This is a genomic window from Mesorhizobium sp. M1169 (genome assembly GCF_040318345.1).
GTDB lineage: Bacteria > Pseudomonadota > Alphaproteobacteria > Rhizobiales > Rhizobiaceae > Mesorhizobium.
The window spans coordinates 25,016-40,726 of sequence record NZ_JAMYME010000030.1; the positions used below are offsets into that span (position 1 = coordinate 25,016).

The window sequence follows — 15,711 nt, forward strand, 5'->3', positions numbered from 1 at the left end:
GCGCTCAGTTGCGTTTCTCAGGCAGGTTGGAGCAGCCGGCAGCGAGAAACTCGCACGGCAGGCTGCCGCCGCCGCCCGACGTGTGCGGGGGCGTGGCGGCTTCGATTTTTTCCACCTCGTAATATTTCGAGGTGACGCCCCATTTTTTGACGCCCTGGCACGTCGAGCGCACGCCAACCTCCGTCGCCTTTGCCGCAGTCTTGTAGTAGGTGGTGATCCGGCAGGATTGGCTGACCGGCAGCGCGTTCGCCGGGCTCGTGACCGGCGGCAGGAAGTTCGGGAAGGCAAGCAGCGAGATTGCCGCAATGATCCGGACGGCGGGCATGGTGAGGGGAAGGTGCTGCATCGTTTGTCTCCATCGATGGCGCCGCTCGCTCGTGGCGCAGCGGCGCGTTTGTTCCGGCAAGATCAGGCCATGATGCCGGTGCTGGCGCATCTGCCGCGCGGGGGAAGGCGGTAGCGGTCTGAACCGCCGCCGTCATCCGCGAGCGGCCGCGTCAGGGCGTTTTCGGCTTGATGAGCGTCTTTATCGGAACGGCGACTTTTGGAGGCCGGACCGTACTGGTTCCACCATCGACGGCCAGCCCGCCGCTGTTGAGATAGCGTACCGTATAGTGCAGCTCATAGCCGGGAACTCTGATCCATGTAGGCTTGGGATTGAACTGGTCCGGCGGCCTCGAATACCACTTCGGGATCTGCATGATCTTGGAACCGGCACCGAATCCCGCAGTCTTGACCGCTACTGCGAAGGCGCTGTCTCTGGGGTCGTTCGGCGGCTGGTCGACATTGCCGATGACGACCAGCGAATCGTATTTTCGCGCGTCCAGCCGTACTGCGGGAACGTTCAGCGCAGCCACGTCGCCTTCGCGCATCGTCAGCGCCTTCTGACGGCCATCCTCATTGGCATAGACGTTGAGGTTTATGGCCTCGGATTCCGCATAGACGACATTGTTGTGGAAGTCGCGGGCTGGCAGGCGTGTGAGGCTGTCGAAGGTCACTTCAACCGTCGGCTTGGCTATGGCGTCCGTCACCACCAGGTTGCGCCGCGGCACCGTCCAGAAGATGAGATCATCGCCGGTGGCCTGCGTGCCGGCGTCGGAGCCGTCTATTGCCGAGCATTTCGAATTTGGAACAGGCGTCGTCACCGGCAGAGGTGCCGAAAACGAGCTGCGAACCTGAGCGTCGATGTAGTTGCCGACGTTGAAAACGTCTTCGAGGATGTTGCCGCCCTCGAAGCTCGCCGGGCCGGGTTGCGAGCGGATGATGACCTGGCTGGAATCGGTCTGCCAGCCGCTGCAGAAGACGTTGACGTCTATGGGAATGCCGATGTGGCGGTCGGAGGTCACCGGGATCGAGACTTTGATGGTCAGGATGTAAGGAACTTTGACAAACCAGCTGTTCGGCTGGTTCAGCATCTGCGTCGCAAAGCGCGACGGCCGCCATTGCTTCAGCGATTCGATCGATGCGCGTGATGATCGTCCCTGGGCGGCCAGCTGTGCGTTGGTGGCGTCGACCTTGGCTTGCGCCAAGTTGCGGACGGTGTTGGTGATCAGGAACACGCCGAGTTCGGCTTTGCAGGGCCTGTTCGATTGTGTGGCGTTGCATGGGGCAAGTGCCGCACTGGGAACTGGCGGCCCCGACGGCGGCGGCTGGGCGGCCGCGGCGGCCGCCATCAGGCAGAAGAACAGCATCGTGCAGGTTTTCAACATGGTATCCTCGCTCTTTCGGTTGGAAACCACCCTCCGGCTAGACAACACCATTTCTTCGACAGCGGTTCATCGCCCGCATGGGGGACGAACCGCGAAACATCGGGCCGGCTCAGCGACGTCGAGCCGCCGTCCTTTCGGATTGGATATCTACTGCTTCACGACGCCTTTGGTTGTCGCCATCGGCGCGACGACTTTGGGCTTGGGGGTTTTCGGGCCGGGGTCGACTACCAATGCGGCCGTGCAGGAGCATTTACCCGAACCGCAGTTCAGGTCGCCCTTGCACATTTTGGAATGCCGCATATCGGTGCAGTCGGCGGTCCCGGAGCAGGAGCAACTGCCTTGCCCAATCGTTCCGGACTGACATTTGAAGCTCCATGCCGGATCGGCGGCAAGGCCGGCCACAGCGAGCGATACGGCAAAAAGGGTAGTCGAGATGAGCTTGCGCATGAATACCTCCCGGTTCTATCGAGCGATGGAACCACGAAGCAGCAACGCCTTCATCTCCCGCGCGGGGGACGAACTCGCATACCGGTGACGATCGTCAATGCTGTCCCTTCAGCACGACGAGATAGCCGCGTTCGACGCGAAGCCGGAACGCGATTTGCCCTGCAGTGCCGGGATCCTTGGAAACCTTGTCGATGACATAGCCGCTGGGATGCGAGCCAAGCCATTCTTCCGGTTTGTCGGTGCTTTCGAACGGCTTTTGCAACCGGGCCAGGAAGCCGACTTCGCCCTGATAGTCGAAAGCCACGGCCCAGTCCGCATCCTTTCGCTCGTAGATGAAGTTGGCGAGCGGCGTCAGATCATAGCGTTTGAACGCGGTTGCCGATGCCACCGCGTGGCCAATGCCGAAAATGACAAGCATGACGATGGCCGAGCTCTTCAGCCTGGCGAGCGGGATCTCCGCCATGAAATAGCCGAACAGGATGACCACGAACGGCAACATCGGCACGACATAATGAGGCTGCTTGCCGGATATCGCGCTGAACACCAGAAACACGGCAACGAACGAGAATGACAGCAGGCGCAAGGCGCGCAGATCCGGCGACTTCGCGTCGATCAGGTTGCGTATCCGCGTGCGCAGCTTCAACCGCCACACCTCGGGTATGAAGATCCACGGTATGAACATGACGGGCAGCAGCAGCAGATAGAAATAGAACGGCCGGCCATGCGAATTGCGCAAATTGCCGGTGACGCGCCCCGCCGACTGGTTCCAGACGAGATCATAAACGAAATTGCCTTTTGTCAGGATGGTCGCCGGCACCAGCCAGATCGCCACCGGAATTAGTGCGGCGAGCAGGGCCAGGCCCACTCCAGCGAGGAAGTTCGGTGTCGTCAGTCCCGCCCGCCGGTCGCGCCAGAACGGGTAGAACAGGATGGGCGCGCCGATATGGATCAGCACCACTGGGCCTTTCGTCAGCACGCCCATGCCGATGAACAGCCCGGCCAGAACGGCCTGCCAGCGGTTGCCGCTGCGGGCAAAGGCAATCAACGACAACAGCGCGGCGAGCACAAAGACCGTCAGCAACAGGTCGAACAGGATCAGCGTCGAATAGATGACGAACACGCTGCTTCCGGCAACCAGCCAGGGGATGCGCCGAGCGATGTCGTCGCGGCCCGGAAACAGGGTCTTTGCCAACGCCGTCGTCAGCCAGATGACGAGCGAGGAGGCGGCGAAGATGACCAGCATCGCCGCCGGCCGGCTGGCGCCGAAAATGTTCCAGACAAGGTCGATCAGCCAAAACAGCAGTGGCGGCTTCTGCAGATAGGGCGCGAAATTCATCGTCGGGACGAAGATCTGTCCGCTCAGATACATTTCCCAGGTGACGCTGAGATATCGAGTTTCGTCGACGGGCAGCAGTGGCCGGAAAGCGACCGCGATTACGATCAGCCCAAGCAGAAAGAGGTAGGGGAGCAGCCGCTCGGTAGATGTCGGTGTCAAAGATCGAGATCCGCGCCAGAAACCATTTTCATTCCAGCCGAGCATAGTGCCGCGTTTCTGGACCGCGAACGACCGCACCATGATTTTGGCCGAATTGCAACGATGCCGGTTTCGTTTCCCAGATTTTGCGGACGATGGTGTCAAAGGTTTGAAAAACTTACCTGCCGAGTCATTTGGACCACCGCCGGTTCGAGGAAACTGCGCAAATCAACTGGAGCGCAACGGCGGTGACAATTCGCGCATCAACAGTTCGAGCTCGCGCTGATCGCCGGTACCGGTCTTGTCGAAGATCGTCGCCAGCTGCGACTTGACGGTGCCGGCCGAGACGCCGCCGGCCGCGGCGATTTCCTTTCGCGTCAGGCCGGCGGCAACGTGACCGGCGACTCGCCTTTCTGCCGCGGTCAGTCCGAACAGCGCCGCAATGGCGTCCAGCGCCGGGGTCGGTGTCGAACCGGCCGCGGCGATGAAGATCGCTGCGGCGGCGCGTTGCGAGATGCGCGCCGAGATTTCACGCCGCGCCAGCGGCATGACATGGGCCACTGCCGGAACGACCGTCCTGGCCAGGGGAATGTTGATGCCACAAGGCCCGAGCGCGAATTCGTCGCGCGTGCCGAGCTGGACGGCACGGCCGATCGCGGCGTTGGCGTTGGCATAGGTGAAGGAAAGCTGTCCGCGCACGCAAGCGACCGAGATGTTTTCGGCGAGCAGCGCTTCGGCTGACGGGTTGGCGAAGATGATGGTCATGTCTTCGGCCACGATCAGCACCGGATGGTCGAGGCTTTCGATGATGGAACGGAAGATTTCGGCCTTGCGCCGCTCGGCTTCGAACAGGTCGCCGATGGTCACCGCGCGCCGCACATGCGGTGCCAGCAGGCTGACAAGCTCGAGATCCTCGCGGGAAATCTGGCGCCTGTCCTTGTCGGTCACCACCATCAACGTGCCGATCCGGGTCGGCCGCTTCATCAACGCCACCCAGAAGAAATCGTCCAGGCGGTTGGGTTGCACCCATTCGCGCACGATGCGGCTTTCGAGCCATCTCTGTCGCGTATCCGGGCCTTGCAAAGCGTAGATCGAATCGACGGTGAACGGCACGTCGATCTCCATCTTGGGAACCGCCGCATAGAACGGCACTTGCGAGCCGTAGTCATGCTTCAACGGCTCAAGAACTGCGGGATCGCCGCAGGACACCGAAAATCGCGCGGAGCTGCTGATCATGTCGATGACGGCGAGCATGGCAAGCTGGCCTTCCGCCAGATTGCAGATGGCCTCGAGTGTCGCCTGCCAGCGGTCGACGTCGGCAATCGAATCGTAGATCGCCTCAACGACCTGCGGCAATGCGCGACCGGCCGTGCCCGCCAGCGATGACATGAGCCCCTCTCATTTGCCGTCCTTGAGGCAACGAAGCATCAACTGCTAGAATAACGCTACGTAAGGTTGCCAACAACCTATTTCATCTGCTTCGGACGGCCGCGAAAATAACATGATCGTTTCGCTTTCCCGTCAGCCATTTGCTCGCTGGTTGCGGCAAGACCCTTGCCTTCGCAATGCCGTGACGCCATAAGCAGGAACAGGCGCCGCAGCCGCCGCGAGGACTTGCCACGAGGATTTGGATGAAAACTTTCCTTCTGCAGTTTTTCACCTGGTGGAACAGCCAGACATTGGGAACGCGCTTCCACACCTGGCGGCACGGCAAGAAGGTCGGGCAGGACGAGGTCGGCAACGTCTACTATGAGGGCGGCGTCGATTCGGAAGGCCGCACCCGTCGCTGGGTTATCTACCGCGACTATTCGGAAGCCTCGGCGATTCCGCCCGGCTGGCATGGCTGGATCCATCATCGTGTCGACGTTGCGCCGCCAAGCGAAGACTACAAGCCACGCGACTGGCAAAAGCCGCATGTGCCGAACCTCACCGGCAGCCCCGCGGCCTATCGCCCGAAAGGCTCGGTGCTGACCAACCAGCATCGTCCGCAGGTGACGGGCGACTACGACGCCTGGACGCCTGGTTCGTGATCGATCGCCGCGACACGCGCGCGGTCCCCAAGGGCGCGGTCCCCACGGGGGCGGTCCTTTGTCGCCACAATTGCTGTTTAGCTGTTTGCTGATCCGACAGCAGCAACTAGCCTTGGCGTTAAGAGAATCACCCCGGGCGCAAACCACCGGACCTTGCATGAGCATGTTCAGCCGAATTTTGACGGGCGGATTAACCGCGGTCGTTCTCGCTTCTATGGTGGCGCTTGCTACTGCGCAGGAATTGGCGCCGCCTGCGCCGGACGCGTCGGTGGCGCCTGCAGCACCGGCAGTATCCGAGCGCATCACCAATCCAGTCGCTGAATTCGCCGGCATCGACAAGATCACCGGCCGTATCATCACCTTCGATGTTTATATCGACGAGACGGTTCAGTTCGGCGCTTTGCAGGTGACGCCGCGCATCTGCTATTCGCGGCCCGAAAACGAAGAGCCGAAGACGGATTCGTTCGTCGAGGTCGACGAGATCACGCTCGACCGGAAAATACGCCGTATCTTCACCGGCTGGATGTTTGCCGAAAGCCCCGGGATCAACGCCGTCGAGCATGCCGTCTATGATATCTGGCTGAAGGGCTGCAAGCAGAAGTCCGATGTGCCGGCACCCGCCGCCCCCAAAACCAACTAGAACCTGTCAGTGCGCGGCGGATACCGCGCCCTGCGGAACCGCCGCGTTGCCCGAGCGTTGGTGCCTCTCTACGGAGGAGGTTGCCATGATGATGGCCAACAAGAACGAACTTCTCGACATCGAAAGGGGATTCTGGAGCGGCGGTGCCGACTATTTCAAGGCCAATGCCGATACCGACTGCCTGGTGGCCTTCCCGCAGATGGCGCGGGTGATGAGCAATACCGATCTGGCCGCAACTGTCACGGACCCGAACCGCTGGCGCGATCTCGACATCGACCTCAAGGGCATCATCGAGCCGGGCAGCGACATCGTCATGCTGACCTACGAGGCGCGTGCGACGCGGCAAGATGGCGAAGCCTATGCGGCGCTGGTCAGCACCGGCTATGTCCACCGCGTCAATGGCTGGAAGATGATGTTCCACGCACAGACGCCGCTGGTGACGGCAGCAAAAGGCTGACCGGCCGCAAGAGTATCCGTGTTGGTCAAGGGAGAGATGGTGTCCAGGTCCGATTGTCCCTGAGTAGTGCGTTTGCGAGGATGATGAGCTTTCGCATGATGGCTGTGATGGCGAGTTTTGAGGCTTTGCCGTCGGCCGTGAGCTGGTGGTATTTTGCCTTTAGATCGGGATTGAAGCGCATGGCGACGAGGGCGGGCATGTAGAGTGCCTGTCGGACATTGGCTCGCCCGCCGCGGATGAAGGCGCGGCCGATCCAGTTGCCGGACTGTCGTGCGACGGGAGCGAGGCCTGCGAGGGAAGCAGCCTGACCCTGACCGAGCGTACCGAGTTCGGGCATTTCGATGAGAAGCGCGAAGGCGGTGATTGCCGAGACGCCCGGGATCGAGACGAGGATAGCGAAGCGACGGGAGAGATCGGGATCGGACTGGATGAGCGCCGTGATCTCCTTTTCGACAGCAGCCATTTGACGTTCGATCTGCCTGAGCTGCTGGGCATTGTGGCGCTTGAGGATGGGAAGGGTTAGCGCCTTGGCCCTGTTCCTCGCCGCCGTCCGGTTCTTCACCAGCGCCTCGCGCGCCATGTGCAGGTCCTTGAGGTCATTGAGGATCGGGCTGCGCACCGGTCGTGCTTCGAGATCGAGAAGAGCGCCCATGCGCGCCAGCATGGCGGCGTCCAGCCGGTCGGTCTTGGCGATCCTGCCGGTGGCCTCGGCGAAGCGCCGGGCTTGGCGTGGGTTGACCTTGACCAGCGCAAGGCCAGCCGCCGCCAGCTTCCGCTCAAAGGCCCGGTGATATGGACCTGTCGGCTCATAGACGATGCGTACGCCGGGCGGGTCCAACCGGCTCGGGCTCAACCAGCTCATGAACGCCTTGTGGCCGCGGCTGTCGTTGGCAAAACGCCGGCTCGCGCCGTCGCTCAGCCTGTGGGCGTCGAGATGGTCTTTCGATATGTCGATCCCGATGGTATCGTTGGTCATCTTTCACTTGTCCTGTGCTTGTCATTCGGAGCCGAACTCCGGGTATCCGTTCAGGCCTCAAGGGAAAGACGAGGGCGATCCGACTCTAGCTCGACCCGTCAAACGGTCAGCAATTCCACCGATCCGACCCTCGCCGCTGAGGGAGGGCGGCTACCCTCTCTCAGCGTTCCTTTCTGACCCATTCGGCAGCGAAAGTCATAAGACAAGCAATTCCAGGAAGTGTGAACGGCTTTCCGTCCCGAATTGCGTTTCTGTGAAACGATGAGCCATTCCAGGTTATGGAAAAAACACAGCCTCGCCCTTCAGCGCCTCGGCCAGCATCTTCTCGTACTTGCCGCGCGGCACGTCGATTGCACCGAAGCGTTTGAGATGCTCGGTGGTGAACTGCGTATCGAGCAGTGCAAAGCCACGCGCCCTCAGGCGTTCGACGAGGTGAACCAGGCAGGCCTTTGACGCGTCGGTCTCCCTGGCGAACATGCTCTCGCCGAAGAACACGCGGCCGAGCGATACGCCGTAGAGCCCCCCGACCAATCGGTCGTTGTGCCAGGCCTCGACCGAATGGCAATGGCCCATCCGATGCAGCTCGATATAGGCTTCGCGGATCGGCGCGTTGATCCACGTCGACCGACGTTCCTCGCGCCTTTCAGCGCAGGCCTCGATCGTCGCCTCAAAATCGAAATCGATGCGGAACTCGAACAGGTTCTTGCGGATCGTCTTTCTCAGGCTTTTCGGTATGTGGAACCCGTCGAGCGGAATGATGCCGCGCGTCTCCGGCCGCACCCAGAATACTTCGGGGTCATTGGCGCTTTCGGCCATCGGGAAGACGCCGGAGGCATAGGCTTTGAGCAAAAGGTCGGTCGGGATGCGATAACCGGGTGCGTAGGGACGGGTCATCGCTTCGCCCTGTATCACTCGCCTTCGGCCAGGTATTTTTCCAGCCAATGGATGTCGTAGTCGCCATTGGCGATGTCGGCGTTGCCAACGAGGTCGCGAAACAGTGGCAGCGTCGTCTTGATGCCGTCGACGACGAATTCGTCGAGCGCGCGCCGCAGCCGCATCATGCATTCGACGCGGTTGCGGCCGTGCACGATCAGCTTGCCGATCAGGCTGTCGTAGTAGGGCGGGATCTTGTAGCCCGAATAGACGCCGGAATCGACGCGGATACCGAGGCCGCCCGGCGTGTGGAAATGGGTGATGGTGCCCGGCGAGGGCGTAAAGGTGCGCGGATCCTCGGCATTGATGCGGCATTCGATGGCATGGCCGTGGAAGCGGATATCCTCCTGGCGCACCGAAAGCCCGCCGCCCGAGGCGACGCGGATCTGCTCGTGCACGAGGTCGATGCCGGTGATCGCCTCGGTCACCGGATGTTCGACCTGCAGGCGCGTGTTCATCTCGATGAAATAGAACTCGCCGTCCTCATAGAGGAATTCGATGGTGCCGGCGCCGGAATAGCCGAGATCGGCGATCGCCCTGGCGCAGACGCCGCCAATATGCGCGCGCTCCTCGGCATTGAGCGCCGGCGAGGGCGCTTCTTCCCAGACCTTCTGGTGGCGGCGCTGCAGCGAGCAGTCGCGCTCGCCGAAATGCACGCCGCGCCCGGCGCCGTCGCCGAACACCTGCACTTCGATATGGCGCGGCTTCTGCAGATATTTCTCGATATAGACTGCGTCGTCGCCGAAGGCCGCACCCGCCTCCGAGCGTGCCGTCTGCAGCGCCACCTCGAGATCGGCCTCGCTACGCGCCACTTTCATGCCGCGCCCGCCGCCGCCGGCCGATGCCTTGATGATCACGGGGTAGCCGATCGCGGCGGCAATGCGCTTGGCTTCCTTGTCCTCGGTGACCGCGCCGTCGGAGCCGGGCACCACGGGAATACCGAGGCGTTTTGCGGTACGCTTGGCCTCGATCTTGTCACCCATGATGCGGATATGGTCGCCGGTCGGGCCGATGAAGGTGATGTTGTGCGCGGCGAGGATGTCGGCGAACTTGGCGTTCTCCGACAGAAAACCGTAGCCGGGATGCACCGCGTCGGCGCCGGTGATCTCGCAGGCGGCGACGATCTGGTGGATGTTGAGATAGCTGTCGCGCGACGGCGGCGGGCCGATGCAGACGCTCTCGTCGGCGAGACGCACATGCATGGCGTCGGCGTCGGCGGTCGAATGCACCACCACCGTCTGGATGCCGAGCTCCTTGCAGGCGCGCAGCACCCTGAGGGCGATTTCGCCGCGATTGGCGATGAGGATTTTCTGGAACATCTTTCGCCTGTTCCCGGCTCTACTCGATCACGACGAGCGGCATGCCATATTCGACCGGCTGCGCATCTTCGAACAGGATCGCCGTCACCGTGCCGGCGCGCGGCGAGGGGATCTGGTTCATCGTCTTCATTGCTTCGATGATCAGCAGCGTCTGGCCTTCCTTGACCTTCTGGCCGATTTCGATGAACGGCCTGGCGTCCGGCGACGGTGCCAGATAGGCGGTGCCGACCATCGGCGAGGCGACGGCGTTCTTCGACACGTCGGGCGTCGCCGGGGCGGCCGCTGCCGCGGGCTGCGCGGCTGCCGGGGCATAGGCCGGCTGAGCTGCGGCGACCGCATGGACGGCCGGCGCCTGCCGCGAGACGCGCACCTTCAGATCGCCCAGCTCGACCTCGATCTCGGTCAGGTTGGTGTCGTTCAGTATGCCCGCCAGATCGCGGATCAGCTGCTGGTCAACACCGTTCTTCTTTATCGACATTTTCGAGCCTTCTGTTTGTTGGCCGGTCATAGGCGTGCAGCCAGCGCCTGCAGCGCCAGCGTGTAGCCGAGCGGCCCGAACCCGCAGATCATGCCGACGGCGACCGGCGCGACCATGGAGACGTGGCGGAATGGTTCCCGCGCGTGGATGTTGGAGAGATGCACCTCAGCCACCGGCAGCGGCGCGACGGCGCGGATGGCATCGTGAATGGCGATCGAGGTATGGCCGTAGGCGCCCGGATTGATGACGATTGCGGCGGCCTTGTCGGCGGCCTCGTGGATCCAGTCGACGAGGTCGCCCTCATGGTTCGACTGGCGGAAATCGATCTCCAGCCCAAGTGCGGCACCTGCCTGCTTGCAGTCGTCGGCGATCGCGGCAAGCGTCTTGCCGCCATAGATGCCCGGCTCGCGCTTGCCGAGCGCGTTGAGATTGGGGCCGTTCAGGACGAAAACCGTTTTCAAAAAATGCCGACCTTTCCCGGCGCGGCTAAGCCGGCGCGCCGGACCCTCTATAATGGGCATAGACGCTGGCGAAAAGAGCGCAAGTGCGTTCTTTCGCCGTCCACAACAGCCGGAAAACGGCCCGTGCCGGAAACCCGCAGCCTAATCGAAACCCGAACGCTGATCAGAGCGCGGCCTTCGCCGCCTCGATCTTTTCGGCCAGCACTTCCTGGCCAAGCGCGCCGAACACCACCTCGTTGCCGACGACATAGGACGGCGTTCCGGTGATGGCGAGCTTGGTGGCGAGGTCATAGGTCTTGGAGAAGGCCTCGGTGATGCTCGGGTCCTTCATCTTTTCGCGCAGCGCCGCCTCGTCGGCGCCGAGCGACAGCGCCACCTTGATCGCCGCCGCCTCGGTGGCGCGCCCCTGGCCGCCGAGCAGCGCATTGTGGAATTCGCCGTATTTCTCCGGCTTCATCAAATGGAAGGCCATCGAGACGACGCTCGCCTTCTGCGAATCCGGGCCGAGGATCGGGAACTCCTTGAGTACGAAGCGCAGGTCCGGATCGGCCTTGGTCAGCGCGCGCATGTCGTCGATGGCGCGTTTGCAGTAGCCGCAATTATAATCATAGAATTCGACGATGGTGACCTTGCCGTTCGGATTGCCGACAACACCGTCGAATGAGGAATTGAAGATCTGGTCCTTGGCGTCTTTGATGACGCCGAGACTGGCGACGCGCTGTTCTTCCTTCTGCTTGGCCTCGAGTGCCTGCTGGGCTTCCAGAAGCACTTCCGGGTTCTTCAGCAGATAGTCGCGGACGATGCCTTCGACTTCGGCACGGTCGAGCTTGGTACCTGAGGACGTCGTCTGGGCAAGCTGTGCCGTGCCGGCCTTCGCCGTCTGCGGATTGCCGGCGACGAAGCCGAACGCCAGCATGGCGAGAGCCGCTGCCACTCCGGTAGTGCCCAGCAGAATTGCCTTGGTCATGATCCTCGATCCTCTTGCCTGTGTTCGGGTCCGCCCGGTTTGGCTGTGTCGCAGCCTGCGTCCGAAAGGTTCACTTCTTCTTACCTGATGGTGCGTAGTTTATAATGTCCTGCGCGCGAAGCCAGCCCGGCTCGCCCCGCTTCATGCTCTGCTGCGCCCGCATGGCGAAGATTTTCGCATTCTTGTAGTCGCCGGAATAGAAATGCCCTTCGGCGGTTGCAAGCTCGGCGGCCGGGATGTTGCCGAGTTCCCCGTAAGCCTGTGCCAGATAGCGGTATCCGGCGGCGTTTTCGCGATCCCGTCCGAGGCCGGTGTTGATCTGCGCCACCGCCTTCTTCAGCGAATCCTGCGTGCCGATCGCCATCAGCGCCTGGCCGTAACAGACCGGCAGCAGCCCCGATCGCGCCGGATCGAGGCTGACCGACTTGGCATAGGCGTCCGCCGCATCCTTCGGCCGGTTCGCCTTCATCAGGATGTCGCCGCGTAATTCCTGGAAATAGGGATTTTTCGGCTGTTCCTTGATCAACGCGTTGGTCTTGGTGAGCGCCGACGCCAGATTGCCGAACAGATAGGTCATCTGCGCGTCGCCATAGCGTGAGGCGACGCTGCCGGGGTTCTTGCGCATCAATCGCGACGCCGCCGCCTGGCCCTGCATGTAGGCGGCGATCTTTATGCGCATCATGTCGTGGCGCTGCTGCAGTGCCGGCGGGTCCACCTTGTCGACGTAAGGGCTCTGCTTCACCAGCACTTCGAGATTGGCGATACGCTCCTGCGGCATCGGATGGCTGATCCTGTAGGGATCGACTTGCGCGCCCGAGAGCGACAATGCGTTCTGGAAGCGGCCAAACGTCTTCAGCATGCCCATGCCGGACTGGCCGGTTGCATTGAGATAGGTGATCGCCGAACGGTCGGCGGTCATCTCTTCGGTGCGCTGATAAGCGAGGATACTGCGTTGCGCCATCTCGCCGCCGCCGGCCACCACGCCCATGCCGGCGCCGGCGAGACCGCGGCTGTTGCTGGTGGCGCCGGCCACCATGGCGCCGGCGCCAAGCAGCGTCGCCAGGATCGCCATCGTCTTGGCGCGCTCGAGCTGTTCTCGCAATTTCTGCTGGTGTCCGCCGGCGATATGGCCGGCCTCGTGGGCAATGACGCCAATGATCTCGTTGGGCGTTTCGGCCGTCATCAGCGCGCCGGTGTTGATGAACAGCCGGCGGCCGGCAACAAAGGCGTTGAAGCTCTGGTCGTTGACCAGCACGATGCTGATGGCGTCGCCCGACAAGCCCGCCGCCTTGAAGATCGGCCGCGCGTAATCGCGCACCAGCGCCTCGATCTCGGCATCGCGCACAACCGGCACATTCTGCGCAAAGGCATTGACCGAGCCGGCCATGGCGACCACCGCGGCAAGCAAAAGCGTCGCGAGGGCGCGCGCTGTCCTGGCGATCGTCGATTTGGGTCGGCTCAACATGGCAGGTCCACTGGTAGACGAGTGGGCGAAGGATGAAAAGTCGGCAGCCTAAACTTACCGAACTTGTGATCCCCACACCAATCGGGCATTTGTGCGGCGCGGCCAGCATGGCCGGCACGTGCGGACAAGTGTGGTGGATTGAAAAATGGTTGTTTCGCTTTCGCGCCGCGGCGCGGTCGAACCGTTCCATGCCATGGACATCCTGGCCGAGGCGAATCGGCTGAAAGCCAAGGGCCTGCCGGTCGTTTCCATGGCCGTCGGCCAGCCTTCCGATCCGGCGCCGGCCGGGGTTCGCGAAGCGGCGGCCAATGCATTGAAAGCAGGCCGCATCGGCTATACCGACGCGCTGGGCCTCGCCGGTCTGCGCAAGGCGATCGCGGCGCATTATGGCGAGCACTACGGGCTTGACGTTTCGCCCGAGCGGATAGCCGTCACCACCGGATCGTCGGCTGCCTTCAACCTCGCTTTCCTGGCAATGTTCGATCCAGGCGACCGCGTCGCCATCGCAGCGCCCGGCTATCCTGCCTATCGCAACATCATGGCCGCGCTCGACATCGACATCGCCGAGATCGAGTTGGACGGCGCCGCCTATCTGCATGCCGAGCACCTGCAAGCCGCGCATCGTGAAAAACCGCTGAACGGCGTGCTGTTCGCCAGCCCGGCCAACCCGACCGGCGCGGTCATTCCCGCCGGCGATCTCGAGGCGCTGGTCGAGACGGCGCAAGAGCTCGGCATCGCCGTCATCTCGGACGAAATCTATCACCGGCTGGCCTATGCGGCGCCCGACACGACGGCGCTTGCTTTCGGCGCGGATGTGACGGTGATCAATTCCTTCTCGAAATATTATTGCATGACCGGCTGGCGCATCGGCTGGATGGTGCTGCCGCAGGAACTGGTGCGGCCGGTCGAGCGCATCGCCCAGAGCCTCTACATCTCGCCGCCCGAACTGTCCCAGATTGCCGCGATCGAGGCGTTCAAGGCGACGCCAGAGCTGGAAGCGGTGAAGGCGCGCTATGCCTGGAACCGCGAGCTCCTGATGCAACGCCTGCCGGAGCTCGGCTTTGCTTTGGCCGCGCCTATGGACGGCGCGTTCTACGCCTTCTGCGACGTCACCAGGCACACCAATGACAGCATGGCGTTTGCGCGCCGGATGCTTGCCGAGGCGCATGTGGCGGCGACGCCGGGCCGCGATTTCGACCCGCTGCAAGGCCATCGCACGATGCGCTTTTCCTATGCCGGCAGCCACGACGACATGGTCGAGGCGATGGCGCGTATCGAACGCTGGCTGAAGTAGCGGGGGCGACGATGCCGGAGCTTGAACAGGCGCCTCAATTTGAACAGGCGTTGCGCGAGGTCGCCGCCGAAATGGCGGAGCGTACCGATCGCGGCGACGTCGCCAGCTATATTCCCCAGCTCGGCAAGATCGATTCGAAAAAATTCGGCATTTCCGCGGTGACCAATGACGGCCGCGTGCTGACCGCGGGCGACGCCGACGAGGCGTTTTCGATCCAGAGCATCTCAAAGGTGTTCACGCTGACGCTGGCGCTCGGCAATGTCGGCGACGCGCTGTGGCAGCGGGTTGGGCGCGAACCTTCGGGCAATCCGTTCAACTCGATCGTCCAGCTCGAGCACGAGAACGGCATTCCGCGCAATCCATTCATCAATGCCGGCGCCATCGTCGTCTCCGACATCCTGCTTGCCGGCCATCAGCCGCGCGAGGCGATCGGCGAGATCCTGCGCTTCATCCAGTTCCTGGCCGATGACGACACCATCATCATCGACCGCGAGGTCGCGGCGTCCGAACGCGCCACCGGCTTTCGCAATTTCGCGCTTGCCAATTACATGAAATCGTTCGGCAATCTCCACCATGCGCCGGAACTGGCGCTGGGCGTCTATTTCCACCATTGCGCTATCGCCATGAGCTGCCGGCAACTGGCCCTGGCCGGCCGCTTCCTCGCCAATGGCGGCAAGAACCCGGCGACCGGGCATTCCGTCGTCTCAGCAGAGCGCGCCCGCCGCATCGGCGCGATGATGCTGACCTGCGGCCACTATGACGGCTCCGGCGACTTCGCTTTCCGCGTCGGCATTCCCGGCAAGAGCGGCGTTGGCGGCGGCATATTGGGGATCGTGCCGGGGGTCGCCTCGCTTGCCGTATGGTCGCCAGGCCTCAACGCCAACGGCAATTCCAGGCTGGGTTCGATCGCGCTGGAAAAACTGGCGAAGACGATGAACTGGTCGATCTTCGCGCCATAGTCACCATAGTGTTGTCGCCTGAATTGGGGCAAAAAAATCCCGCGCAGCCGATCGGCGACGCGGGATTTTTTTTAATCAGAAAGTCTGGCTAATGCGCGGAAA

The 15,711-nt window shown here is 62.5% G+C and carries 17 protein-coding genes; 5 read left to right on the forward strand and 12 right to left on the reverse strand.

The genetic code is table 11. The annotated features are described in order from the left end of the window. Positions 1–4 precede the first annotated feature (4 nt). From NKH41_RS24285 to NKH41_RS24305, 5 genes are all read right to left on the reverse strand, one after another. Positions 5–346, reverse strand: a complete 342-nt coding sequence (locus tag NKH41_RS24285) for a hypothetical protein (RefSeq protein ID WP_352501642.1) — start codon at positions 344–346, stop codon at positions 5–7. Between the two features lie 151 nt (positions 347–497). Then, positions 498–1,709, reverse strand: coding sequence for a hypothetical protein (locus NKH41_RS24290; protein WP_352766726.1), 1,212 nt, complete (start codon positions 1,707–1,709; stop codon positions 498–500). 147 nt (positions 1,710–1,856) lie between these two features. Then, the gene (locus NKH41_RS24295) at positions 1,857–2,156 is read right to left on the reverse strand and encodes a hypothetical protein (RefSeq protein ID WP_352472757.1); all 300 of its coding nucleotides are present in this window, start codon (positions 2,154–2,156) and stop codon (positions 1,857–1,859) included. 94 nt (positions 2,157–2,250) lie between these two features. Next, entirely contained in the window at positions 2,251–3,651 is a 1,401-nt protein-coding gene (locus NKH41_RS24300) for an ArnT family glycosyltransferase (protein WP_352835973.1), read from the reverse strand. A 207-nt stretch (positions 3,652–3,858) separates the two neighbouring features. Beyond that, positions 3,859–5,019: a helix-turn-helix transcriptional regulator gene (locus NKH41_RS24305; protein WP_352934340.1), complete on the reverse strand. Its 1,161-nt coding sequence runs from the start codon at positions 5,017–5,019 to the stop codon at positions 3,859–3,861. A gap of 242 nt (positions 5,020–5,261) precedes the next feature. Between NKH41_RS24305 and NKH41_RS24310 the strand changes: the two genes are divergently transcribed. The 3 genes from NKH41_RS24310 to NKH41_RS24320 all read left to right on the forward strand — a co-directional run bounded on the left by NKH41_RS24310 (position 5,262) and on the right by NKH41_RS24320 (position 6,757). After that, on the forward strand, positions 5,262–5,660 hold the full coding sequence (locus NKH41_RS24310) for an NADH:ubiquinone oxidoreductase subunit NDUFA12 (protein ID WP_023674818.1): 399 nt from the start codon (positions 5,262–5,264) through the stop codon (positions 5,658–5,660). A gap of 157 nt (positions 5,661–5,817) precedes the next feature. Next, complete coding sequence (locus NKH41_RS24315) at positions 5,818–6,300, forward strand: DUF2155 domain-containing protein (protein ID WP_023674819.1); 483 nt, start codon at positions 5,818–5,820, stop codon at positions 6,298–6,300. 88 nt (positions 6,301–6,388) lie between these two features. Further along, positions 6,389–6,757, forward strand: a complete 369-nt coding sequence (locus tag NKH41_RS24320; protein WP_023674820.1) for a hypothetical protein — start codon at positions 6,389–6,391, stop codon at positions 6,755–6,757. 25 nt (positions 6,758–6,782) lie between these two features. On the opposite strand, the gene NKH41_RS24325 is transcribed toward NKH41_RS24320, so the two are convergent. From NKH41_RS24325 to NKH41_RS24355, 7 genes are all read right to left on the reverse strand, one after another. Further along, a complete protein-coding gene (locus NKH41_RS24325; RefSeq protein WP_352458931.1) occupies positions 6,783–7,733 on the reverse strand; it encodes an IS110 family transposase in 951 nt (316 codons plus the stop codon). A gap of 276 nt (positions 7,734–8,009) precedes the next feature. After that, positions 8,010–8,627 carry a leucyl/phenylalanyl-tRNA--protein transferase gene (aat, locus tag NKH41_RS24330; RefSeq protein WP_352766716.1) on the reverse strand — a complete coding sequence of 206 codons (618 nt, stop codon included), beginning with the start codon at positions 8,625–8,627 and terminating at the stop codon, positions 8,010–8,012. 14 nt (positions 8,628–8,641) lie between these two features. Then, the gene (accC, locus tag NKH41_RS24335; protein ID WP_023674822.1) at positions 8,642–9,985 is read right to left on the reverse strand and encodes an acetyl-CoA carboxylase biotin carboxylase subunit; all 1,344 of its coding nucleotides are present in this window, start codon (positions 9,983–9,985) and stop codon (positions 8,642–8,644) included. Positions 9,986–10,004: 19 nt separating this feature from the next. Further along, complete coding sequence (gene accB / locus NKH41_RS24340; protein WP_292662508.1) at positions 10,005–10,463, reverse strand: acetyl-CoA carboxylase biotin carboxyl carrier protein; 459 nt, start codon at positions 10,461–10,463, stop codon at positions 10,005–10,007. Positions 10,464–10,489: 26 nt separating this feature from the next. Next, positions 10,490–10,924 carry a type II 3-dehydroquinate dehydratase gene (gene aroQ, locus NKH41_RS24345; RefSeq protein ID WP_023717478.1) on the reverse strand — a complete coding sequence of 145 codons (435 nt, stop codon included), beginning with the start codon at positions 10,922–10,924 and terminating at the stop codon, positions 10,490–10,492. A gap of 163 nt (positions 10,925–11,087) precedes the next feature. Further along, on the reverse strand, positions 11,088–11,891 hold the full coding sequence (locus tag NKH41_RS24350) for a DsbA family protein (protein WP_352451092.1): 804 nt from the start codon (positions 11,889–11,891) through the stop codon (positions 11,088–11,090). Positions 11,892–11,961: 70 nt separating this feature from the next. After that, positions 11,962–13,356, reverse strand: a complete 1,395-nt coding sequence (locus NKH41_RS24355; protein ID WP_352934343.1) for a M48 family metalloprotease — start codon at positions 13,354–13,356, stop codon at positions 11,962–11,964. A 145-nt stretch (positions 13,357–13,501) separates the two neighbouring features. On the opposite strand from NKH41_RS24355, the gene NKH41_RS24360 reads away from it, so the two are divergent. Then, positions 13,502–14,650 carry a pyridoxal phosphate-dependent aminotransferase gene (locus tag NKH41_RS24360; protein ID WP_352934346.1) on the forward strand — a complete coding sequence of 383 codons (1,149 nt, stop codon included), beginning with the start codon at positions 13,502–13,504 and terminating at the stop codon, positions 14,648–14,650. A gap of 11 nt (positions 14,651–14,661) precedes the next feature. Continuing rightward, a complete protein-coding gene (locus tag NKH41_RS24365; RefSeq protein WP_352934348.1) occupies positions 14,662–15,609 on the forward strand; it encodes a glutaminase in 948 nt (315 codons plus the stop codon). The last annotated feature ends 102 nt before the right edge of the window (positions 15,610–15,711 follow it).

What these genes read in the sequence shown, in the direction of transcription:
- NKH41_RS24355 (WP_352934343.1), bottom strand. Translation starts at nt 13,356, where the DNA reads ATGTTGAGCCGACCCAAATCGACGATCGCCAGGACAGCGCGCGCCCTC.
- NKH41_RS24320 (WP_023674820.1), top strand. Translation starts at nt 6,389, where the DNA reads ATGATGGCCAACAAGAACGAACTTCTCGACATCGAAAGGGGATTCTGG.
- NKH41_RS24365 (WP_352934348.1), top strand. Translation starts at nt 14,662, where the DNA reads ATGCCGGAGCTTGAACAGGCGCCTCAATTTGAACAGGCGTTGCGCGAG.
- NKH41_RS24360 (WP_352934346.1), top strand. Translation starts at nt 13,502, where the DNA reads ATGGTTGTTTCGCTTTCGCGCCGCGGCGCGGTCGAACCGTTCCATGCC.
- aat (WP_352766716.1), bottom strand. Translation starts at nt 8,627, where the DNA reads ATGACCCGTCCCTACGCACCCGGTTATCGCATCCCGACCGACCTTTTG.
- NKH41_RS24285 (WP_352501642.1), bottom strand. Translation starts at nt 346, where the DNA reads ATGCAGCACCTTCCCCTCACCATGCCCGCCGTCCGGATCATTGCGGCA.
- NKH41_RS24290 (WP_352766726.1), bottom strand. Translation starts at nt 1,709, where the DNA reads ATGTTGAAAACCTGCACGATGCTGTTCTTCTGCCTGATGGCGGCCGCC.
- accB (WP_292662508.1), bottom strand. Translation starts at nt 10,463, where the DNA reads ATGTCGATAAAGAAGAACGGTGTTGACCAGCAGCTGATCCGCGATCTG.
- NKH41_RS24315 (WP_023674819.1), top strand. Translation starts at nt 5,818, where the DNA reads ATGAGCATGTTCAGCCGAATTTTGACGGGCGGATTAACCGCGGTCGTT.
- accC (WP_023674822.1), bottom strand. Translation starts at nt 9,985, where the DNA reads ATGTTCCAGAAAATCCTCATCGCCAATCGCGGCGAAATCGCCCTCAGG.
- NKH41_RS24350 (WP_352451092.1), bottom strand. Translation starts at nt 11,891, where the DNA reads ATGACCAAGGCAATTCTGCTGGGCACTACCGGAGTGGCAGCGGCTCTC.
- NKH41_RS24310 (WP_023674818.1), top strand. Translation starts at nt 5,262, where the DNA reads ATGAAAACTTTCCTTCTGCAGTTTTTCACCTGGTGGAACAGCCAGACA.
- NKH41_RS24295 (WP_352472757.1), bottom strand. Translation starts at nt 2,156, where the DNA reads ATGCGCAAGCTCATCTCGACTACCCTTTTTGCCGTATCGCTCGCTGTG.
- NKH41_RS24305 (WP_352934340.1), bottom strand. Translation starts at nt 5,019, where the DNA reads ATGTCATCGCTGGCGGGCACGGCCGGTCGCGCATTGCCGCAGGTCGTT.
- NKH41_RS24325 (WP_352458931.1), bottom strand. Translation starts at nt 7,733, where the DNA reads ATGACCAACGATACCATCGGGATCGACATATCGAAAGACCATCTCGAC.